This window comes from Pseudooceanicola antarcticus (genome assembly GCF_900215355.1).
Lineage (GTDB): Bacteria > Pseudomonadota > Alphaproteobacteria > Rhodobacterales > Rhodobacteraceae > Pseudooceanicola > Pseudooceanicola antarcticus.
The window spans coordinates 252,522-273,966 of the sequence record NZ_OBEA01000004.1 but is presented as its reverse complement, the minus strand read 5'-3'; the positions used below and the strand labels follow the sequence as shown (position 1 = coordinate 273,966).

16 protein-coding genes and 1 riboswitch are annotated in these 21,445 nt (G+C 66.2%); of the genes, 7 read left to right on the top strand and 9 right to left on the bottom strand.

Annotated elements, in window-relative coordinates; translation table 11 throughout:
* Positions 1 to 5: 5 nt before the first annotated feature.
* Together lpxD and CRO50_RS11955 are read right to left on the bottom strand one after the other, a co-directional pair.
* Positions 6 to 1,097 (bottom strand): UDP-3-O-(3-hydroxymyristoyl)glucosamine N-acyltransferase, encoded by a 1,092-nt coding sequence (gene lpxD / locus CRO50_RS11960; protein WP_179747264.1) that lies wholly within the window; start codon positions 1,095 to 1,097, stop codon positions 6 to 8.
* Positions 1,098 to 1,126: 29 nt separating this feature from the next.
* Complete coding sequence (locus CRO50_RS11955; RefSeq protein ID WP_097146150.1) at positions 1,127 to 2,764, bottom strand: L,D-transpeptidase family protein; 1,638 nt, start codon at positions 2,762 to 2,764, stop codon at positions 1,127 to 1,129.
* 375 nt (positions 2,765 to 3,139) lie between these two features.
* Here CRO50_RS11955 and mepK point away from each other — a divergent pair, with 375 nt between their 5' ends.
* On the top strand, positions 3,140 to 3,706 hold the full coding sequence (gene mepK / locus CRO50_RS11950) for a peptidoglycan L,D-endopeptidase MepK (protein ID WP_097146149.1): 567 nt from the start codon (positions 3,140 to 3,142) through the stop codon (positions 3,704 to 3,706).
* Positions 3,707 to 3,807: 101 nt separating this feature from the next.
* Here the strand turns inward: mepK and CRO50_RS11945 are convergent, their stop codons facing one another.
* Entirely contained in the window at positions 3,808 to 4,788 is a 981-nt protein-coding gene (locus CRO50_RS11945) for a cyclodeaminase (RefSeq protein ID WP_097146148.1), read from the bottom strand.
* Positions 4,778 to 5,761 (bottom strand): hydroxyectoine utilization dehydratase EutB, encoded by a 984-nt coding sequence (gene eutB / locus CRO50_RS11940; protein ID WP_097146316.1) that lies wholly within the window; start codon positions 5,759 to 5,761, stop codon positions 4,778 to 4,780. The genes CRO50_RS11945 and eutB overlap by 11 nt, the downstream gene beginning before the upstream one ends.
* 263 nt (positions 5,762 to 6,024) lie before the next feature.
* On the opposite strand from eutB, the gene CRO50_RS11935 reads away from it, so the two are divergent.
* Genes CRO50_RS11935 through CRO50_RS11925 form a run of 3 tightly spaced genes read left to right on the top strand, consistent with a single transcriptional unit; the run spans position 6,025 to position 9,037 of the window.
* Positions 6,025 to 7,209: a M24 family metallopeptidase gene (locus CRO50_RS11935; protein WP_097146147.1), complete on the top strand. Its 1,185-nt coding sequence runs from the start codon at positions 6,025 to 6,027 to the stop codon at positions 7,207 to 7,209.
* A 3-nt stretch (positions 7,210 to 7,212) separates the two neighbouring features.
* Positions 7,213 to 8,367: an acetylornithine deacetylase gene (argE, locus tag CRO50_RS11930; RefSeq protein WP_097146146.1), complete on the top strand. Its 1,155-nt coding sequence runs from the start codon at positions 7,213 to 7,215 to the stop codon at positions 8,365 to 8,367.
* A complete protein-coding gene (locus CRO50_RS11925) occupies positions 8,357 to 9,037 on the top strand; it encodes a GntR family transcriptional regulator (RefSeq protein WP_097146145.1) in 681 nt (226 codons plus the stop codon). Before argE ends, CRO50_RS11925 begins: the two co-directional genes overlap by 11 nt.
* An 82-nt stretch (positions 9,038 to 9,119) precedes the next feature.
* Here the strand turns inward: CRO50_RS11925 and CRO50_RS11920 are convergent, their stop codons facing one another.
* A complete protein-coding gene (locus CRO50_RS11920; RefSeq protein ID WP_097146144.1) occupies positions 9,120 to 10,244 on the bottom strand; it encodes a 5-methyltetrahydropteroyltriglutamate--homocysteine S-methyltransferase in 1,125 nt (374 codons plus the stop codon).
* A gap of 190 nt (positions 10,245 to 10,434) precedes the next feature.
* Positions 10,435 to 14,229: a methionine synthase gene (gene metH, locus CRO50_RS11915; protein WP_097146143.1), complete on the bottom strand. Its 3,795-nt coding sequence runs from the start codon at positions 14,227 to 14,229 to the stop codon at positions 10,435 to 10,437.
* 324 nt (positions 14,230 to 14,553) lie between these two features.
* Positions 14,554 to 14,756, top strand: a riboswitch (cobalamin riboswitch).
* A 110-nt stretch (positions 14,757 to 14,866) separates the two neighbouring features.
* Here metH and CRO50_RS11910 point away from each other — a divergent pair.
* The 3 genes from CRO50_RS11910 to CRO50_RS11900 all read left to right on the top strand — a co-directional run bounded on the left by CRO50_RS11910 (position 14,867) and on the right by CRO50_RS11900 (position 18,305).
* Positions 14,867 to 16,102 (top strand): aromatic ring-hydroxylating oxygenase subunit alpha, encoded by a 1,236-nt coding sequence (locus CRO50_RS11910; RefSeq protein ID WP_097146142.1) that lies wholly within the window; start codon positions 14,867 to 14,869, stop codon positions 16,100 to 16,102.
* Complete coding sequence (locus CRO50_RS11905) at positions 16,099 to 17,181, top strand: FAD-binding oxidoreductase (RefSeq protein WP_097146141.1); 1,083 nt, start codon at positions 16,099 to 16,101, stop codon at positions 17,179 to 17,181. The genes CRO50_RS11910 and CRO50_RS11905 overlap by 4 nt, the downstream gene beginning before the upstream one ends.
* A 131-nt stretch (positions 17,182 to 17,312) precedes the next feature.
* Positions 17,313 to 18,305, top strand: coding sequence for a hypothetical protein (locus CRO50_RS11900; protein WP_097146140.1), 993 nt, complete (start codon positions 17,313 to 17,315; stop codon positions 18,303 to 18,305).
* Positions 18,306 to 18,326: 21 nt separating this feature from the next.
* On the opposite strand, the gene arsB is transcribed toward CRO50_RS11900, so the two are convergent.
* The 3 genes from arsB to CRO50_RS11885 form a co-directional block, all read right to left on the bottom strand.
* A complete protein-coding gene (gene arsB, locus CRO50_RS11895; RefSeq protein ID WP_179747263.1) occupies positions 18,327 to 19,358 on the bottom strand; it encodes an ACR3 family arsenite efflux transporter in 1,032 nt (343 codons plus the stop codon).
* A 174-nt stretch (positions 19,359 to 19,532) separates the two neighbouring features.
* Complete coding sequence (gene dctP, locus CRO50_RS11890) at positions 19,533 to 20,510, bottom strand: TRAP transporter substrate-binding protein DctP (RefSeq protein WP_097146138.1); 978 nt, start codon at positions 20,508 to 20,510, stop codon at positions 19,533 to 19,535.
* Between the two features lie 21 nt (positions 20,511 to 20,531).
* Positions 20,532 to 21,416: an SMP-30/gluconolactonase/LRE family protein gene (locus CRO50_RS11885; RefSeq protein ID WP_097146137.1), complete on the bottom strand. Its 885-nt coding sequence runs from the start codon at positions 21,414 to 21,416 to the stop codon at positions 20,532 to 20,534.
* Between the last annotated feature and the right edge of the window lie 29 nt (positions 21,417 to 21,445).

The window sequence follows — 21,445 nt, the reverse complement described above, 5'->3', positions numbered from 1 at the left end:
TGGATTTAGTCGTTCTGACCCGACTTGAAAACAGCTTTCTGCAAGTCGGCGACCTGTTTCAGCAGGCGTGGCAGGCGTCTCAGCGCCTTGTAACTCTCTATATGGCTGTCCATTTTGACCGCCGGGTAGCCCATGACGACGCGTCCCGCGGGCACGTTCGACAAGATCACGCTGGCGCCTGCGGCAACCACGCCGTCGCCCACGAAGACATTGTCGGAAACCCCCACGCGGCCCCCCAACACCACGTTGTTGCCGATCCGGGTGGACCCCGCCACGGCGACGCCCGAGGCCATCAGGCAATCCCGGCCGACGGTCACATTGTGGCCGATCTGGCATTGATTGTCGATCTTGCAGCCGTCGGCGATGCGGGTGGCGCGGATCGTGCCCGCGTCGACGGTGGTATTGCAGCCGATCTCGACATCCGCGCCGATCTCGACCGCGCCCAGGGAATGGATGCGCACCCAGGCCTGGGCCTTGGCGTCGGTCTCTCCGCCAAGGCTGGAGCGCGCCATCTCGACCGAGCCCGCCTCGGGGGTGACGAAGCTGAAGCCGTCGCCGCCGATCACCGCGCCGGGATGGGCGGTGAAGCGTGCGCCGATCTTGGCCCGCGGGCCGATCTTGACGCCCGCATGCAGCAGCGCGCCTGCGCCGAGGCTGGCGTCCCAACCGACATAGCATTGCGGCCCGATGACAGAGCCCGCGCCGATCTTCGCCCCCTTGGCGATGAAGGTGAAGGCCCCGACCGAGACCCCCTCGCCCAGCTCGGCCTCCGGCGAGACCTGCGCCAGCGGAGAGATCCCCGGCTCGTAGCCCCAGCCCGGATCGAGCATCGAGGTGACCGAGGCCAGCCCCATGCGCGGACGTGGCACCATGACGGCGGCCTCCAGTCCGAAAGCCTGCCAGTCGGCCCCCTCCCAGAGCAAGGCCGCGCGAGCCTGGCCCTTGGGCAGGCCGGCCGCGAACTCGGGTTTCATGGCGATGGCCAGATCGCGCGGGCCGGCCTCGGCGGGCTCGGCCACGCTGTCGATCTCAAGGGTGCCCTTGCCCAGCACCTCGGCGCCCAGGGCACGGGCGATCTCGTTCATGGAATATGGCATCTGGGTCCTTCCCGCACTTGCGCGAAGGTTTAGCTGTTCCCCAGTTCCAGCACCACCCCTTCGGCAGCCAGGGCGCGCCAGATCCGGGCATCGCGGCCATAGATATCGTCGCGGTACTGGATGTGACCGCGCGCATCCGAGAAGGCGGTGCGGTAGACAAGGTGCACCTGCAGCGGATGTTCCAGGTCGATCTGGGTTTCGCGGCCCGTCGCCAGAGTGCTCTGGAAGACGCCCTTTGGGTCGGCCTCCTGGTAGCCAAGCAGCGTATAGGCAAAGTCGAAGGGATCGGCGAGCCGGATGCACCCGTGGCTGAACGCCCGGACCGAGCGGGCAAAGAGGCTCTTGGACGGGGTGTCATGCAGGTAGATGTTGTTGGCGTTCGGGAACATGAACTTCACCAGGCCAAGCGCGTTCGAGCGCGAGGGCGGCTGCTTCATGTCGAAGGGGAAGTTGGCTTCGGTGAACTGGGTGAAGTCCACCGCGTCCCGAGGCACGATCCGCCCGCGCGCGTCGATCAGGTTCAGATGCCCTGCGGCATTGGGGTTCTGCTGGATCTGCGGCAGGTATTCCCCGACGACGATGGAGCGCGGCACGTTCCAGGTCGGGTTGATGATCATGTGCTCCATGACATCGCTGAACTCGGGGCTGCGACGGCCCTCCATGGCGCGGCCGACCACGGCGCGGGTCTCGAAGACCACCTCGCCCTTGTCGATCAGCTTGGCGCGGAAATCAGGCAGGTTCACCCAGACGCGGCGCTCGCCCAGGGGGCGGTTGATCCAGCGCTCGCGCTCCATGGCGACGATGATGGATTGCAGCCGCTCTTCCTGGCTGGTGTTGATTGCCTCCAGCGTGGCCGGGCCTACGACGCCGTCGGGCTCCATGCCGTTGTCGCGCTGGAAGCGCTGCACCGCTTCGACCATGGCCTTGTCGTAACGGGTCGAGGCGCGCGGCGCGAGATAGCCCATGCGGATCAGCCGGTCGCGCAGCGCCACCACGGCGGAACCGCTGTCGCCCTCTTCCAGCTTCTTGGCCCGCACCACGGGGCCATAGCCGCCAGCCGAGAGATCGGCCTGCATGCGCATCTTGGCCCGCATCAGGTTGCGGTATTCCTCGGTCTGCGGCGGCAGCGCGCGCACGAAGGCCAGCGGCGCGTCGCCGGTGATCCCGAGCAGGTATTGCGAGGCATCGCGCAGCGGCACCTCGCGGACGATCTCGTCATCGACCTCCGAGGGAGTCAGGATACCGGTCTGCAGATCGGTCGCCACGTCCAGCCAGATCTCGCTGAGCAGAACGTCGAGCCGCCCGCGATCCCGTTCGCTGACCGCGGCCGCCATCTGCGCCGTCAGATCCGCGGTGTCGAACTTGTCGCCCGGCAGCCCGTGCAGCGGCGCCATGCGGATCGCCTCGAGCAGGGCCGCGCGTCGCGCGGCGTGGTCTGCCCCTGCGCCGGTCCAGATCGGCGCGTAGTCCCGGCTGCGGTAGAAGGCGGCAAGCGCCCGGTCGCGGGACGCGCCTTCGGCCACGGCGGTCTTGAAACCGGTCAGGGCAAAGCCCGCGTCATCCTGGGCCCGCGCGCCGGTTCCGGCCGAAAGCGCCAGGGCGCTGGCCAGAAAGACCGCAGTTCCGAGGCGCGAGAGGCCTGAGGCGGGATGGAGCCGAAAATTCATGGGCGATCTCCTGGAAACCGGGCTGGAACACATACAAATCGAAGGTGTGCCAAGGGCTTGTGACTGTCCACTCACATTTGGGTCAGGGCCGGATTCGCCCCTGCCCCGATGCATAACGGCGACGTGGCCGGCTGAAAATGGCGGAAATCCGGTAGTTTTATGGGCAAGATTCAGCCGAAAACCGCTGATTTGATACAATGCTACAGGTTCCCCTGTTTAAGAAAAAAGAGAACCGTGTCATAAAAATCCCGCATCTGGGGGGATGCAGATGTGAACCGCCGCCAAGGCGGGAGATAGGTAAACCGCTGGTAAGGCGGACGAAATGATCGGTCTGACAGGTTGAACAGGCCGAACAAGCGACGGGACAGCGCTACAATGACCAAAGGCACAGCGAGCATTTCGCGCCGCGCCCTACTGGGTGCATTCGCCGCGACAGCACTCACCGCGGCTCCGACATTTTCGAAGGCAGCAGGCTTCCTTCGCAATGCGGGCGACATCCGACGTATCCGCATGTACTCGGCCCGTACGGGCGAGCACCTGGACATGATCTACTGGATCGAAGGCGAATACCTGCGCGACAGCCTCTCCGAGATTTCTCATTTCTTCCGCGACTGGCGCACCGACGAGGTGAAGACGGTCGATCTGCGGACCATCGACATCATGGCGGCGTCGCATTCGCTGATGGAGGTCGACGAGCCCTACCTGCTGCTGTCGGGCTACCGGACGCCCGCCACCAACTCGATGCTGCGCTCGAAGTCGCGCGCCGTGGCGCGCAATTCGCTGCACATGCAGGGCCAGGCCGCGGATCTGCGACTGGCGACGCGCTCGGTCAACCAGATGGCCTCGGCTGCCGAAAGCTGCCGCGCCGGCGGTGTCGGCCGCTACTCCGGTTCCAACTTCGTTCACATGGATTGCGGCGACCTGCGCCACTGGGGCGCCTGAGCGCTCCACTCTCCTACCAAAATGGAAACGCCGTCCGGGTCCCACGGGCGGCGTTTTTCGTTGCGGGCCTGCCGGAAGCCAGGCCGTCCGCGTGACAATGCTCAGGTTTCGATCAGGGTTCCCGCGCCCCCCGTGGCCTCCAGCGCATAGGTTGCAATGGCCGTGTCCTGCACGCCGGTGCCGGTCAGATCGCAGATCGTCACCTCCTCTGCAGAGCGCCGTCCCGCGACCTCGCCAAGGATGACCTGCCCCAGCTCGGGTGGCTCGTCTGCCATCAGCCCGGCCGCGCGGGCAGCGCGCAGCTCTCCCATCGTCTCGCACTGGCTGACCCGGTCGCAGACGTAGAGATCGGCGCGGGCCACGGCCTCTGGCTCCAGCTCTGCCTTGCCCGCCTGGTCAGAGCCCATGGCGGTGATATGCAGCCCCGGATGCAGCCACTCGGCGCGCAGGATCGGCTGGGTCGACGGGGTGGTGGTGATCACCAGCTGGCTGCGCCGCACCAGCGCTTCGGGGTCGTGGGTGGCCTGGGCCCGGGCGCCGGTGGCCCGGGCGATGTCCGCGGCGCAGGCGCGGGCCTTTTCAGGATCGCGGCCCCAGACCAGGCAATGCCGATAGGGCCTGACAAGATAGGCGGCGCGCGCCTGCAGACGCGCCTGAACGCCGGTGCCCATGATACCGCAGACGCGCACCTCCGGGGCCAGGTGGCGCGCAGCGACCGCGCCCGCGGCGGCAGTCCTGAGGTCGGTCAGATAGCCGTTGTCGAGAAACACCGCCTGCACCAGCCCGGTGCTGGCCGACAGGAGCACCATGAGCCCGTTGAGACTGGACAGCCCCAGCGTCGGATTGTCGAAGAAGCCCGGAGAAACCTTCAGCGCGAACCCCTCGAGCCCCGGCACCCATGCGGTCTTCACGTCGACCTCGCCATTGACCTGCGGCAGGTGCATCGACAGCACCGGCGGCATCACCACCCCGCCGCGCGCCAGGGCCGCGAAGGCGGTCTCGACCCGGTCGATCAGGGGCAGGTCCAGGTCCAGCGTGGCGCGCAGCTGGGTCTCGGTCAGGATGCGGATCTCATGGCTCATGGTGTTGTCCTTCCAGCTCCAGCGCGCCGAGGGTCACGGGCTCTCCGTTGATCACCCGCTTGAACTGCGCCATGTCGACATTGCGCCCCGTCAGGACGGTGGCGGCAGGCCCTGTCAGCTTCAGCTTGCCCGCCAGCAGCGCCGCGATCCCAACGACAGAGCCGCCCTCCGCCACCAGCCGTTCCGCATGGAAGACCGCCTGCATGGCGCGGTAGATCTCGGCCTCCGAGACCAGCACCACCTCGTCGAGCAGCGCGGCACAGAGCGGATAACTGAGCGCATTCTGCAGCCCGATCCCGCCGCCCAGGGAATCCGCCAGGCTGGCGACCTCGGTGACATAGACGGGATGACCCGCGGCCAGCGCCTCGGCCATGGCGGCACCGCGATCCATCGAGACGCCGATGATGCGGATGCCCGGCTTGATCGCCTTCGCCGCCAGCGCGATGCCCGCGGCCAGGCCGCCGCCCGAAAGCGGGATGATCAGCGCCTCGAGGTCGGGCCGGGCCGAAAGCAGCTCCAGCCCGATGGTGCCCTGCCCGGCGATGACATGGGCATTGTCGAAGGGCGGGATCTCGATCAGGCCCTCGGCCTCGGCCAGCCGGGTTGCCTCGACCTGCGCCTCGTCCTGGCTGCGGCCCGCCAGGTGGACCTCGGCGCCCTGGGCGCGAATGCCCTCGACCTTGGCCTGGGGCACCAGTTCGGACAAGCAGACCACCGCGCGCAAACCGCGCTGGCGGGCGGCAAAGGCCACCGCGCGGCCATGGTTGCCGGTAGAGCAGCAGACCACCCCCGGCCCCTCGACCTGCGCCACCGCATTCACCGCACCGCGCAGCTTGAAGGCCCCGGTGGGCTGACAAAGCTCGAGCTTCAGCAGCAGCTCGACGCCCAGCCGATCCGAAAGCGCGGCGGGCACCAGCGGTGTGGCGTCGGCCAGCCCACGGATGCGGGCGGCCGCTGCCATCACGTCGCTCATCCCCGGCGCGCCGGGGATGGCATCGGGCGCGGGTCCGGCCCGCTTATCCGCAAGGCGCCGGGTCGCGGCGCTGGCAAGGTTTTCGGGGCTCATCGCATTATCCGTATTGACCGGCCTTCAAGGCTTCTGGCTGATGATGTGCACAACAGATCCGAGTCGCAAAGAGCTCCTGTCAGATTCGCGCCCCTCCGGGCACCCTTGACAGCGAAACCTCCAAAGCGCCCAAGATCCCTGCCCATGATGTGTACAAATCAGAGGATATCATGTCCGCCAGCAAGGCCCCCTTCTCTGCCGCCGAATACCAGCGGCGTCTGCGCATCACCCGCAAGGCCATGGCCGAGGCGGGGATCGACGTGCTCTTCATCACCAACCCCTCGAACCAGAACTACCTGACCGGCTATGACGGCTGGAGCTTCTACGTCCACCAGGGCGTCATCCTGCCCATGGACGGAGAGCCCTATTGGTGGGGTCGCCTGCAGGACGCCAACGGCGCCAAGCGCACGGTCTGGATGGATCACGAGAACATCCTCTTCTACGCCGACCGCTACATCCAGAACCCCGACAACCACCCGATGGAGGACCTGGCCAGCCACCTGCGGATCATGGGCTACGGGGACTCCAGGATCGGCGTCGAGATGGAGACCTATTTCTACACCGCCAAGGGCCATGCCGTGCTGCTGGACGGTCTGCCCGAAGCCGAGATCGTCGACGCCTCGACGCTGGTCAACTGGCAGCGTCTGATCAAGTCCGACGAAGAGCTGGCCTTCATGCGCCGTGCCGCCCGGATCTCGGAGCTGGTGATCGAGCGCGCCATCGAACTGGCCGAGCCGGGCATGCGCAAGCACGACCTGGTGGGCGAGCTCTTCAAGACCGCCGTGCAGGGCGAAGATGACAGCTGGGGCGACTACCCGGCCATCGTGCCGCTGCTGCCTTCGGGAGAGGACGCCAGCGCCCCGCACCTGACCTGGAACGGCGAAGCGCTTCAGCGCGGCGAATGCACCTTCATCGAGCAGTCGGGCTGCTACCGCCGCTACCACGCGCCGCTCTGCCGTTCGATCTTCTTCGGCAAGCCGCCCAAGTTCATGTCCGACGCCAGCCAGGCGCTGACCGAAGGTCTGAACGCCGGGATCGAGGTCGCCCGCGCCGGCAACCGCGCCTGCGACATCGCCCGTGCGCTGGATTCCGAGCTGCTGAAGGTGGGCATCGAACGGCCCAACCGGGCGGGCTATGCCGTGGGTCTCTCCTACCCGCCGGACTGGGGCGAGCACACCGTCTCGATCCGGGCGCTGGACGAGACCGTGCTGGAACCCGGCATGACCTTCCACTTCATGCCCGGCCTCTGGATGGACGACTGGGGTCTCGAGACCACCGAGACCATCCTGATCCGCGAGGACGGCGCCGCCGAGACGCTGTGCAACATGGAACGCAAGCTCTTCGTGAAGGACTGATCCGTGCTGGAACGCAGCATCGACATCCTCGGGGACCTGGTGGGCTTTCCCACCATCTCTTCGGACAGCAACATGGATGCCATCGGCTATATGGCAGAGATCCTGCGCGCCGCCGGGGCGCGGGTCGAGATCCTGCGCGACGCCTCGGGTCAGAAGGCCAATCTCTGGGCCACCATCGGGCCCGAGGCGGATGGCGGCCTGGTCCTCTCGGGGCATTCCGACGTGGTGCCGGTGGCGGGCCAGCCCTGGAGCCGCGACCCCTTCGCCATGGTGCGGCAGGACGGGCGGCTCTACGGGCGCGGGACCTGCGACATGAAGGGCTTCATCGCCGCCTGCCTGGCGCTTGCCCCGCAGATGGCGGCAGCGGTCGGCGACAGGCCCTTTCATTTCGCCTTCACCCATGACGAAGAGGTCGGCTGCCTCGGCGGACGGGCCCTGGCCGAAGAACTGTCGCGCCGCGAGGTCCGCCCCGCCATGGCGCTGATCGGAGAGCCCACCTCGATGCAGCTCGTCGAGGGGCACAAGGGCTGCTGCGAATACACCGTGCGCTTCACCGGCACCGGCGGTCATGGGTCCTCTCCCGAGCTGGGGGTCAACGCGGTGGAATATGCCACCCGCTACATCACCCGCCTGCTGGAACTGCGCGCCGAGCTGAAGGCCCGCGCGCCCGAGGGTTCGCCCTTCGAGCCTCCCCATACCACCATCAACATCGGCGCCCTGCATGGCGGTACGATCCACAACGTGATCCCCGCCGAGGCGCAGCTGGACTGGGAGATGCGGCCGGTGAACATGGCCGACCAGGACTTCGTGAAAGAGACCATCGCCCGCTTCGTCGCCCAGGACCTGGTCCCCGAGATGCAGGCCCGCGCAGAGGGCACCGGGATCTCGACAGAGGTCATGGGAGAGGTCTGCGGGCTACTGCCCATGCCGGAAAACCAGGTCCGCGACATGATCCGCGGCCTTACCGGCGCCAACGGGGTCAACTGTGTGCCCTTCAACACCGAGGCCGGGCTGTTCCAGCAGATCGGCATGGATGCGGTGATCTGCGGGCCGGGCTCGATCGCCCAGGCGCACCAGCCGGATGAATACCTTGAGGTCGACCAGCTGGCGAAATGCCTCGAATTGCTCGACGGGTTGATCGCGGCCCATGGGCGCTGAGGGCACCCCCTCGGCACTGGACCGCGCCGATGCGCTGGAGGCCGAGCTGCGCGCGCGCATCTGCCTGCTGGACTACGCCCCCGGAGAACGCCTGTCGGAAACCGAGCTGGCCGCCGAATTCGGCATCTCACGCACCCCGCTGCGCAAGGTGCTGGCCCGGCTGGAGGGGGCGGGCCTGCTGGTCTCGCGCCACGGGGTGGGCACCTTCGTCACCGAGCTGGACGATGAAGAGCTTGACCAGGCCTATGCGCTGCGGCTCGAGCTGGCCAGCCTGGCCGCCCGCCTCGATCCCGCCCTGCCGGACCCCGAGGCCCTGTCGCGGTTCCGCCACCTGGCCGAACGGGCCCGTTCGTTGCGGCCGAACCCCGACAGCCCCCGCCCGCTGGCTCAGCTGATCTACGATTTTATCCAGGCCCAGGCGCTGCTCTCGACCAACCGGCCTTTGATGGATTTCGCCACCCATCTCTACACCCAGACCGCGCGGCTCTGGGTGCATTCGCTCTATACCTCGGATCTCGACCTGGCCGAGGAGATCCAGCTCTTCGCGCGCGAGGTCGAGGATATCCTGCAAGCCCTGGAGGCCGGCGACCTGGAGGCCGCGGCCCTCATCCACCGGGCTCATGTGTCCCTGTCCTGGCGACGCCTGCGGGCCCGGCGCGGCACCGGGTAAACCAGATCACCCCCCTGCCGGGCAAAGGAAAAGGGCGGCGCCAGTGCAGCGCCGCCCTTCCTGTCTGTCGGTCCGGGAAAGATCAGGCGTCGTCCCAGATCTCTTCCGCGACCTTGATCACCAGCTCAAGTTTGCGGCGCTGGTCATCCATGGTCAGGTTGTTGCCCTCTTCAGTGGAAGAGAAGCCACACTGCGGCGCGATGCCCAGCTGGTCCATGTCGACGAACTTCGAGGCATCCTCGAACTTGCGCTTGATCTCGTCGATGGGCTCGAGCTCGGGCGTCTTGGTGGTGATGAAACCGGCCATGATGCGCTTGTTGCCCTTGGGCAGCAGGCGCAGGGGCTCAAGCCCGCCGGCGCGGTCGGTGTCGTACTCCATGAAGTAGACGTCCACGTCGGCCTTGTTGAAGATCGCATCCGCGGCGGCCTCGTAGCTGCCTTCGGCGGCGTGGGTCGACTTGAAGTTGCCGCGGCACATGTGCATGCCGATGGTCATGTCGGCGGGACGGTCCTTGATCGCCTCGTTCAGCATCCAGGCATAGCGGTCGATCAGCCAGTCGGGGTCCTGGCCACGCTCGGCCCAGATCGCGCGGTGCTTGGGGTCACCGAGGTAGGCGAAGAAGATGTCGTCCAGCTGCAGGTAACGGCACCCGGCGGCATAGAAGGCGTCAACGGCCTCTTTCCAGCAATCGGCCAGGGCCGCGGTGAAGGCCTCGGGATCCTTGTATTCCTCGACGAAGATGTCTTCCGGCGCGGTGCGGAAGTGAGCCGCCGAGGGGCCGGGGATCGAGATCTTGGGGCAGACGCCGGTGTGTTCCTTGACGAACTTGAAATGCTCGAGCATCGGGTGATCGGCCGGGAACTTCAGCTTCTGGGTGATCGTCGACACGGTCGGCGCGGTCTTCACGCCGTGGAAGGCGATGCCCGCCTCAGGGTCGCGCTGCTCCAGGTCCAGGCCATTCAGCATGCCCATGTAGTCGAAATGCCAGAAGGCGCGACGGGCTTCGCCGTCGGTGACAACCTTCAGGCCGACCTCTTCCTGCATCTTGATCATCGCCGGGATCTCGCGGTCCTCGATCTCCTTCAGCGCGTCGCCGGTGACACCGGCCTTGCGGGCCTCGGCAATGGGCTTGGGCCGCAGCAGCGAGCCCACGTGATCGGCGCGAAACGGCGGTTTGAGGTCAGATTTGACCAGCTCGTCCTTCATCTTGATCTCCTTCCCGGAATCTGTCCCGGTTGGCCGGGCTCTCGGCAATATGTATACACAATCCGTGCCAGAGGTGAACAGGCTGACGCCACTTCCCGGCAAATAATCACCATGAAAAACAAGTGTTTCGCCCCATGCCAAAGGACCCCGCCGGCTGGCGGGGCCCTGCATGCATTCCTGTCCCTCCCGCCTATTCGGCGGCGATCACCTGGGGCGCTTTTCCGGGCACGTAGTTGAGGATCGGCCCCAGCCAGCGCTCGACCTCTTCCACCGCCATGCCCTTGCGGGCGGCGTAATCCTCGACCTGGTCGCGTTCGACCTTGGCAACGCCGAAATAATAGCTCTCCGGATGCCCGATATAGAGCCCCGAGACCGAAGAGCCGGGCCACATGGCATAGCTCTCGGTCAGCTCGACGCCGGTGGCGGCGGTGGCATCCAGAAGCTCGAAGAGCGTTGTCTTCTCGGTGTGATCGGGCTGGGCGGGATAGCCGGGCGCGGGACGGATCCCGGCATAGGGCTCGCGGATCAGCTCTTCGGGGGTGAAGGCCTCTTCCTTGGCATAGGGCCAGAGCTCTCGCCGCACCTTCTCATGCATACGCTCGGCGAAGGCCTCGGCGAAGCGATCGGCCAGCGCCTTGACCAGGATCGAGGAGTAATCGTCGTTCTTGCCCTCGAAGGCCTCGGCGATGGCGATCTCTTCCACGCCCGCCGTCACCACGAAGCCGCCGACGTAATCCGCCACGCCGTCGGGCGCCACGAAGTCGGCCATGGCGACATTGGGCCGGTCGCCCCGCTTGCTGGTCTGCTGGCGCAGGGTAAAGAGCTTCGCCTTCTCCTCGGTCCGCCCCTCGTCCTTCCAGAGCCGGATATCGTCGCCCTCGCCATTGGCCGGCCAGAAGCCCACCACGGCGCGCGGGGTGAACCATTTCTCGTCGATGATCCGCTGCAGCATGGCCTGGGCATCCTCGAAGAGCGATCGCGCGGCCTCGCCCTGTTTCGGATCTTCCAGGATCTTCGGGTAGACGCCCTTCATCTCCCAGGTCTGGAAGAACGGGGTCCAGTCGATGTAGCGGGCCAGTTCGGCGAGGTCCCAGTCCTGGTAGACCTTGGTGCCAAGGAAGCTGGGCTTGGCGGGCGCATAGCCCGAAAAGTCGATCTTCAGCTTGTTGGCCCGCGCGGCCTCCAGTGGCAGGCGGGTCTTGGCGGCTTCGGCGCGGGCGTGTTTCTCGGCCACGTCGGCATACTCGTCGCGGATGTTGGCGACGTATCCGGCCTTCACCTGCTTTGACAGAAGCGAGCTGACCACGCCGACCGCGCGGCTTGCGTCGGTGACATAGATCGCCTGGCCCAGGTCGTAGCGCGGATGGATCTTCACCGCCGTATGCACGCGGCTGGTGGTGGCGCCACCGATCAGCAGCGGGATGTCGAAGCCCTGGCGCTCCATCTCCGAGGCGACATGGACCATCTCGTCCAGCGAGGGGGTGATAAGGCCCGAGAGGCCGATCACGTCGACCTTCTTCTCCTTCGCCACGGCGAGGATCTTTTCGGCAGGCACCATGACGCCCAGATCGATGATCTCGTAATTGTTGCAGGCCAGCACGACGCCGACGATGTTCTTGCCGATGTCATGCACGTCGCCCTTCACGGTGGCCATCAGCACCCGACCCGCGGCCTGCTGCTCTTCGCCGCCATTGAGGCGCTTTTCCTCTTCCATGTAGGGCAGCAGCACGGCCACGGCCTGTTTCATCACGCGGGCGGATTTCACCACCTGCGGCAGGAACATCTTGCCCGCGCCGAAGAGATCGCCCACCACGTTCATCCCCGCCATCAGCGGACCTTCGATGACATGCAGGGGCCGTTCGGCCGCCTGACGCGCCTCTTCGGTATCGGCGTCGATATATTCGGTGATGCCGTTGACTAGCGCATGTTCCAGCCGCTTCTCGACCGGCAGCTCGCGCCAGCTCAGGTCTTTCTCGCGGCCCTTGGAGCCGCCCTGCCCCCGGTAATCCTCGGCGATCTCCAGCATGTTCTCGGTGGCGGAATTGCCATTGGCGGGGGTGCGGTTCAGCACCACGTCCTCGCAGGCCTCACGCAGCTTCGCGTCGATCTGGTCGTAGACCGCCAGCTGACCGGCGTTGACGATACCCATGTCCATGCCGTTCTGGATGCCGTGGTAAAGGAAGACCGCATGCATCGCCTCGCGCACGGGTTCGTTGCCACGGAAGGAGAACGACAGGTTCGACACCCCGCCCGAGATATGCACATGCGGGCAGGTCTCGGTGATGCGCTTGGCGGCCTTGATGAAATCCAGCCCGTAGTTGTCATGCTCCTCGATGCCGGTGGCGACGGCGAAGACGTTGGGATCGAAGATGATATCCTCGGGCGGGAAGCCCACCTCTTCGGTGAGAATCCTGTAGGCCCGCTGGCAGATGGCGACCTTGCGGTCCTCGGTATCGGCCTGGCCTTTCTCGTCGAAGGCCATGACCACCACGGCGGCGCCATAGGCGCGGCACAGGCGGGCGTGATGCAGGAAGGCCTCTTCGCCCTCCTTCAGCGAGATCGAGTTGACCACCGACTTGCCCTGCACGCATTGCAGCCCGGCCTCGATCACCTCCCACTTTGAGCTGTCGATCATGATCGGCACACGGGCGATATCGGGCTCGGCGGCGATCAGGTTGAGGAATTCGATCATCGCCTGGCGCGAGTCGATCAGCCCCTCGTCCATGTTGATGTCGATGATCTGTGCGCCGTTCTCAACCTGCTGGCGGGCGACATCCAGCGCCTCGGCATAATCGCGGTTGGTGATCAGCTTGCGGAACTTCGCAGAGCCGGTGACATTGGTCCGTTCGCCGACGTTGACGAAGGGGATCTCCCTGGTCAGGACGAAGGGCTCCAGCCCCGAGAGACGCATCTGGGGCACGTGGCCGGGGATCGCGCGCGGGGCGAGGTCCTTCACCGCTTCGGCCAGGGCGCGGATATGGTCGTAGGTCGAGCCGCAGCAGCCGCCGACCACGTTGACCAGCCCGTCGGCGGCAAAGCCCGCGATCAGCTCGGCCATCTCTTCCGGGGTCTGGTCGTATTCACCCATCTCGTTGGGCAGGCCGGCGTTCGGATAGGCGCAGATCAACGTATCTGCGACGCCCGAGAGCTCGGCGACATGGGGGCGCATGGCATCGGCGCCAAGGGCACAGTTCAGACCCACGGTCAGCGGCTGCGCATGGCGCACCGAGTGCCAGAAGGCCGTCGGCGTCTGCCCCGAGAGCGTCCGTCCCGACAGGTCGGTGATCGTGCCCGAGATCATCACCGGCAGCCGCTCGCCGCGCTCGGCGAAGACCTCTTCGCAGGCAAAGATCGCGGCCTTGGCGTTCAGCGTGTCGAAGATCGTCTCGATCAGCAGGATATCGGCTCCGCCCTCGAGGAGCGCGCGGGCCTGTTGGGCATAGGCCTGGCGCAGGTCGTCGAAGCTGACGGCGCGGTAGCCGGGATTGTTCACGTCGGGGCTGATCGAGGCCGTCCGGTTGGTCGGCCCGAGCGCCCCCGCCACGTAGCGCTTCCGCCCGTCCGCCGCCTCGGCGCGATCCATGGCGGCACGGGCCAGTCGTGCGCCTTCGACATTCAGCGCATGCACCTGGCTTTCCAGACCATAATCCGCCTGGGCGATGGTGGTGGACGAGAAGGTATTGGTCTCGACGATATCGGCCCCGGCCATGGCGTACTGGAAGTGGATCTCTTCGATCACCTCGGGCCGGGTGAGGTTCAGCAGGTCATTGTTGCCCTGCTGGGGCTTCTCCTCGCCGCCCGGCACCGGGGGCAGGCAGCCACAGCCGCAACCGCATCCGGCACCATGGCCGTGAAAGTCCTCCTCGGCGAGCCCGAGCTTCTGGATCTGCGTGCCCATGGCGCCGTCGAGGATCAGGATACGCTCGGCGGCAGAGGCACGGATCTGCGAGAAGACGGGAGAGAGGCTGAGGGGCTTGGATGACATGATCACTCGCGGCTGCTGAAATTCCGGGCGCTACGGCAGACGCACCGCCCCAAGAGCTGAGTAACGCTCCGTTCTCCGCGCATCCACCTCATATCCGGCATGGAAAACATGAGGTTCATTCATATTCACCCGGCCGCGCCCCGGCCCGGCGCTTGATTCTGCCCCTCCGGGTGCCCTGCGGCCTCCGCCCGAGGGGGACGCCCCGCCAAACCCTCTCCGCCACTGTGGATTTTGCGCTGCGGCATGCCATGCTGCGAAGCCGAAAGTCTCGATTGTGCGCTACCATGTCGCAATTGCCGGATCGCGTCATGGGGACCGCCCTATCCTTCGGAGCAGATGTAGGGTGCGGCCTTTCGGGGCCGAGAATTGGGAAGCCGGTGAAAGGCCGGCGCTGCCCCCGCAACGGTATGAAACGCAAGGCATTCCACCAGCAGCCACCGGAGAGGATTATCCGGGAAGGCGGCGGAATGCGGGGGGATCTCCCAGGTGTTTCAAGCCCGGAAACCAGCCCTGCATGACGTCAAACCGCGGGCGGCGGTGGCGACGGTCATGTGTCGCGCGCTCCTCCGTGCGGCCGGGCCGCCAGCCGTTGTCCAAGACCCAGATCCGGGCGAGACCCGGCCAAGGAGGCAAGGCCATGGACCCTCAGGCCAAGGCACGAGACATGCTCAGCCGGCGCAAGCCCGGCCATTCGCTGGAACAGGGGTTCTATACCGACCCCGAGATCTTCCAGTTGGACATGCAGAACATCTGGTACCGAGACTGGCTCTTCGTGACGCCTGCGGTCGCTCTGCCCAAGACCGGCAGCTATGTCACCCACAAGGTCGGCCCCTACCGCGTGGTGATCGTCAAGGGCAGCGACGGCGAGATCCGGGCCTTCCACAACACCTGCCGCCACCGGGGCTCGGTGCTGTGCAAGGCGCAGCAGGGCCAGGTGGCGAAGCTGGTCTGCCCCTACCACCAGTGGACCTACGAGCTGGACGGCCGCCTTCTGTGGGCGCGCGACATGGGCGCCGACTTCGACGCCTCCGCCCATGGTCTGGGGCCGGTGCATTGCCGGGTGGTCTCGGGGCTGGTCTACATCTGCCTTGCAGAGGACGCGCCCGATTTCGACGCCTACGCCGAGATGGTCACCCCCTACCTCGACGTGCATGAGCTGACCAACGCCAAGGTGGCACATCAGTCGACCATCATCGAGAACGGCAACTGGAAGCTGGTCTGGGAAAACAACCGCGAGTGCTATCACTGCGCCGGCAACCACCCGTCGCTCTGCCGCACCTACCCCGAGGATCCGACGATTTCGGGCGTGGCCGCTGACGGCAAGTTCCCCGAGAAGGTCGAGACCCATTTCAACCGGCTGGAAGCCGCCGGGGCGCCCTCGCGTTTCCAGCTGGCCGAGGGCGGCCAGTACCGGATCGCACGGATGCCGCTGCTGGACGGTGCGCAGAGCTACACGATGAACGGCAAGATCGCCGTGCAGAAGCGCCTGGGCCGCGTGCCCTTCCTCGATGCGGGCACCCTGCTGAAGTTCCACTACCCCACGACCTGGAACCACTTCCTGTCGGATCACTCCATCACCTTCCGCGTCACCCCGATCAGCGCCACCGAGACCGAGGTCCAGACCACCTGGCTGGTCCACAAGGACGCGGTCGAAGGCGTCGACTACGACCTGGAAAAGCTGACCGAGGTCTGGACCCACACCAATGACGAGGACCGCCAGGTGGTCGAGGACAACCAGCAGGGCATCCTCTCGCCTGCCTACAAGCCCGGCCCCTATTCCTCCAGCCACGAAGATGGTGTGATCCAGTTCACCGACTGGTACTGCGAGACCCTGGGCAACCGGATCGACCCGGTGAGGCTGGCCGCGGAATGAACGTCCCCAACCGTACCCTCGCCCAGCCGATCAGCACCTGGGACGGCTCTGCCATGCTGGAATGCGTGGCCGTGCTGCCCGAGGCGCCCAATGTCGTGACCTTCAGCTTTGCCGCCGAGGATCGCTCGATCTTCTCCTACCTGCCCGGCCAGTTCATCACCCTCGAGCTGCCGGTGCCCGGCGGGCCGCTCTATCGCACCTACACGATCTCATCGTCGCCCTCGCGGCCGCTCTGCCTGACGATCACCGTCAAGGCGCAGGAGGGCTCCATCGGGACGCGCTGGATGCTGGACAACCTGACCCCCGGCATGCGGCTGAAATCCACCGCGCCGGGCGGCACCTTCACCAGCCACCACCACCGGGCGGACAAGTACCTGTTCATCTCGGCGGGCTCCGGCATCACGCCGATGAAGTCGATGACCACCTGGTTCTACGACACCGGCCGCGCCTCGGATATCGTCTTCGTCAATTGCGCCAAGCGCCCCTCCGAGATCATCTTCCGCGAAACGCTCGAGCACATGGCCTCGCGCACCGATGCGCTGAAGCTGAAATGGGTGGTCGAGGAAAGCGACCGCTACCGGCCCTGGGCTGGCTACGAGGGCATGTTCAACCAGCTGATGCTGGGCCTCATTGCCCCAGACTACCTGGAGCGCGAGGTCTTCTGCTGCGGCCCCGAACCCTTCATGCAGGCCGTCCGCGAGGCGCTGCAGGGGCTGGGCTTCGACATGGAGCACTACCACCAGGAAAGCTTCGGCGCGCCCGAGGCCGATCAGCCCGCCGACCCCTCCGAGGACGATGTCATCCCCGACGAGGCGATCTCGGCCCAGGTCCATTTCGCCGCCTCGGATGTCACCGCCACCTGCGCCGAGACCGACACCGTGCTTTCGGCAGCGCGCGGCGCGGGGCTCAACATCCCCTCGGGCTGTACCTTCGGCGTCTGCGGTACCTGCAAGATCCGCAAGACCAAGGGCGAGGTGCATATGGTCCACAACGGCGGCATCACCGATGACGACATCGAGGCCGGCTATATCCTGGCCTGCTGCTCGCATCCCATCGGCGAGGTCGAGGTCGAGGTCTGACATCCCCGGACCGTTCCCTTCGGTCCCATCTCGGGCCGGTCCTCTCCTGGGCCGGCCCATTTTTCCCACCCATGGCTCTGGGCGGCAGGCCACGGCTTCTGTAGCCTGCGGTCAGCAGCACGGGGGAAGCGATGACGGGCCATCCATTTGAAGAACGCGCGCCGCATGAGGCGGGATTTTCCGCGCGCTTCCGATCAGAGATCCTGCCGATCTTCCGCCAGAGCCGCGAAGAGGCCCGCCGCAAGGCCAGCAACGCCCGCATCGCGGTACGGATCATGCTGGTGTTGGGCTTCGGCGGCGCCCTGTGGCTGTTCCTCTTTTACCCATTCACCAATATCGTGCCGCGTATTGTCGCCCCGGCCTTCGTGATGATCTTCACCGGCGTGATCGCGGCCCTCACCTTCCAGTGGACCAGGAAGGCTTTCAACAATCGCATCAAGCAGGCCATCACGCCGAGCTTTCTGCGCCACCTCGAAATCGACCACTACCAGAGCCGCCCCGAGCAAGACTTCCGGCACCTGCGCAAGCTGCGCCTTCTGCCTGCCTATGATCACAGCCGTGCCGAGGATGGGTTCAGCGGGCACTGGCGCGACGTGCCCTATGAGCTGGTCGAGGCAGAGCTGGACGAGAGGCGCTCTCGTGGTGATGACGAAACTGAATATGTCACGGTCTTCAAGGGGCTGGTGATCCGGATCGGCTGCCCCACGCCCATGCCCCTGACCCGTTTCGAGCCCAACGAGGAAGGCCTTCTGGGGCGCTTGCAGTCGGGCTGGCTGAAGGCCCAGGGACTACGCCGCGTCGACTATGGTCCGGGGCAAGGCGCCCTGCCCTTCGCGGTCTTCTCGACCGATCCCGAAGAGGCCCGCGCACAGCTGCCGCCGCCCTTCCTGCGCATGCTGGAAACCCTGGCCCAGGGAGAAGGTCTCGCGCCCCGGCGGCTGGAGGCGGCTTTCGACGGACCGAACTTCTACCTCTGCCTGCCCCGCACCGAGAGCTTTCTCGAGATCGACGCCTTCGAGCTCAGCGAAGAGGACTTCGCGCTAAGTTGCCGCGAGGCACTGGCGGACATGGCCCTGCCGCGCCAGATCATCGACCTGCTGATCGACGGGCCGCAACCGGCCTGAGCTGCCGGCCCCCGCCGGGTCTCAGCCCGGAAAGCGCTTGCGGGTACCGTTGGCCAGGGCCACGAGCGAGAGCATCACCGGCACTTCGACCAGCACCCCCACCACCGTGGCCAGCGCCGCGCCGGAAGAGAGCCCGAAGAGCGAGATCGCCACGGCCACCGCCAGCTCGAAGAAGTTCGAGGTGCCGATCAGGGCACAGGGTGCGGCGATGCGGTGCGGGACGCCCAGCAGGTAGGCCGCGCCATAGGCCAGCGCGAAGATGCCATAGCTCTGGATCAGGATCGGCACGGCGATGAGCGCGATGAGACCGGGCCGCGCCAGGATCACGTTGCCCTGCAGTCCGAAGAGGATCGCCACCGTGGCGATCAGCCCCACCATCGACCAGGGTTTGACCCGCGCCGAAAAGGCCTCGATCTTTGCAGTAGTGCCCAGGGCGCGACGGGTCAGCAGACCGGCGGAAAGGGGCAGCACGACGTAGAGCAGCGTTGCCAGCAGCAGGGTCTCCCAGGGGACGGTGATCTCGGTCACGCCCAGCAGGAAGGCCACGATGGGGGCAAAAGCCACGATCATGATCAGGTCGTTTACCGAGACCTGCACGAGGGTATAGGTGGCGTCACCGCGGGTGAGCTGCGACCAGACAAAGACCATGGCCGTGCAGGGCGCCGCCCCCAGCAGGATCAGCCCGGCGATGTATTGCGAGGCATCCTCGGGGGCGATCCAGGGGGCGAAGACATGCTCGAAGAAAAGCACCGCCAGCAGCGCCATGGTGAAGGGCTTCACCAGCCAGTTGACCACCAGCGTGACCAGCAGGCCCCTTGGCTGTCTTGCCACCCCGGCGACGGCGGTGAAATCGACACCCACCATCATCGGGTAGACCATGGCCCAGATCAGCACGGCAACCACCAGGTTGATCGAGGCGACCTCGGCCGCCGCGATGGCAGTCACCAGGCCCGGTGCCAGGAGGCCGATGACGATGCCCGCGACCATCGCCAGCGCGACCCAGAGGGTCAGGAAGCGTTCAAAGCGGCCCATGGGGCCAGAGGTCTCGGACATCTCGGTCTCCTGCAGCGGCGGGCCATTGCCCTGCCTCCGCATTGCGACCTTGCGCGGGTCAAGGCAAGAGCCTTGGCAAAACCCGCGTCCAGGCGTTGCAGCGGCGAAACGAAAAAGGCCCCGCCGCGAATGCGGCGAGGCCCGGTCAACTGCCCCAGGAGCAAGCCAAATGACTTAGAGGTCGTTGATCGCGTCGACCATGCCCTCGGGCCAATTGTCGGACAGCGGCGAGCTCAGGTACTGCTCCTGCGCGTAGGCCCGGAAGGCGTCGAGATCGGGGGTGTAGACCTTCAGGCCTTCGCCCTCGAAGAAGGCGACCAGCTCGGCTTCCTGGTCGAGGTACTGCTGATCGGACCAGGCGGTGGCCTTGTCGGCAGCCGCCTGCATGGTGGCCTTCTGCTCATCCGTCAGTTCGTCCCAGACCATCGACGAGACCAGCAGCATGCCGAAGCCGACGTTGTGGCCGGTCAGGGCGATCTGGTCGGTCACCTCGTGGAACTTCATCTGCCGGTTGTTGGGCAGCGGGTTGTCCTGGCCGTCCACGACGCCGGACTGCAGCGCGGTGTAGAGCTCGGTGTAGGGGATCGGCACGGGGTTGGCGCCCAGGGACTTGCCGAGGAACTGCCAGCTTTCGCCGCCCGGCATGCGCAGCTTGACGCCGGAGAGATCCGCCGGGGTCATGTAGTCCTTGTCGCCCTTCAGGTTCAGGTGACGGGTGCCGTAGTAGAAGGTGCCGAGGATCTCGACCTTCAGCTTGTCGCGCGCGATGGCCTTCAGCTCTTCGCCCACTTCGCTGTCGAAGATGGCCTTCAGGTGGGCCTGGTCACGCACCACGTAGGCGGCGCCCAGGATGTCGAACTCGGGCGCCTGCTGGGCCAGGTCCGACGGCGGCAGACCGGCCATCTGGATGTTGCCGCGCTGCAGACCGATGAGCTCGGTGCCCTGCTTCATCAGCGTGGCGCCGAAGTAGGGCTGGAAGGCGAAGTCGTCGCCCAGCTCCTTGGCGAAGATCTCGGTCATTGCCTTGGAACGCGGCACTTCGGCCGGGTTCACGTCCGAGAAGATCAGCTCGACCTGGGCCGTGGCGGCGCCGGTCATGGTGAAAGCTGCCAGAGCGGCGGCAGCCAGGGTGCGGAAGCTATATTGGATCATGGTATCCTCCCTTGGAGAGCTTCAAAGTGCGAAGAGATTTTCCGGCACGCCCTGCCCCACGCCCTCGATGGCAAAGACGGAACCGGCCAGAGGCTCGGCCGCCAGTTGCTCGGGACTGAGGAACTTGAAGGCAGAGGTGACGAAGAGGGTCTTGTGATCCCGCCCGCCGAAGCAAAGGCAGGTGGGATTGGTGACCGGCAGAGAGATCTGCCGGTCGATCCGGCCATCCGGTGCATAGCGCACCACCTGGCCGCCCGCGAAGAAGGCCTGCCAGAGACAGCCATCGGCATCCACACAGGCCCCGTCGGGGCGAATGCCGGTGCTGGCGTAATCGGCCAGGACCTCGCGGCTGGTGATCTCGCGCCCGGTCTCGTCGAGACCGAGCCGCCAGGTCACATGCCGGCGGGTATCGGTGAAATACATGCTGCGCCCGTCAGGCGCGAAGGCGATGCCGTTCGAGACGATCACGTCGTCCAGCATCCGGGTCATCGTGCCATCGGGATCGACGCGGTAGAGACCGCCCAGCCCTTGGGCAAGACCATTGTCCATGGTGCCGATCCAGAGCGACCCGTTGGCATCCACCCGCCCGTCGTTGAGACGCGTGGCCGGCATCGCCTCACCCGGCGTGCGGGCGAAGGGCAGCCACTCGCGGCTCTGCGGCGCGCGGTGGACGAGCTCCAGGTCACGGGCGGCCAGCAGCCCTCCGGACCGGGTCATGGCGATGGACCCAAGGTAGGTGCCGGGATGGGCCTCTGCCTCGGCCGCGCCGCTTGCGGGGTCGAGCTGCCAGAGCGTCGGCTGCTCGATGTCGATCCACCACAGCAGCCCGCGCGTCGCGTCCCAAAGCGGGGTTTCCCCGAGCTGGGCATCGACCTTCTGAATCAGTTCCACGTTGCGGTCGGACATCCTGTCTCCTGTTCTTGACCTGGGCACGA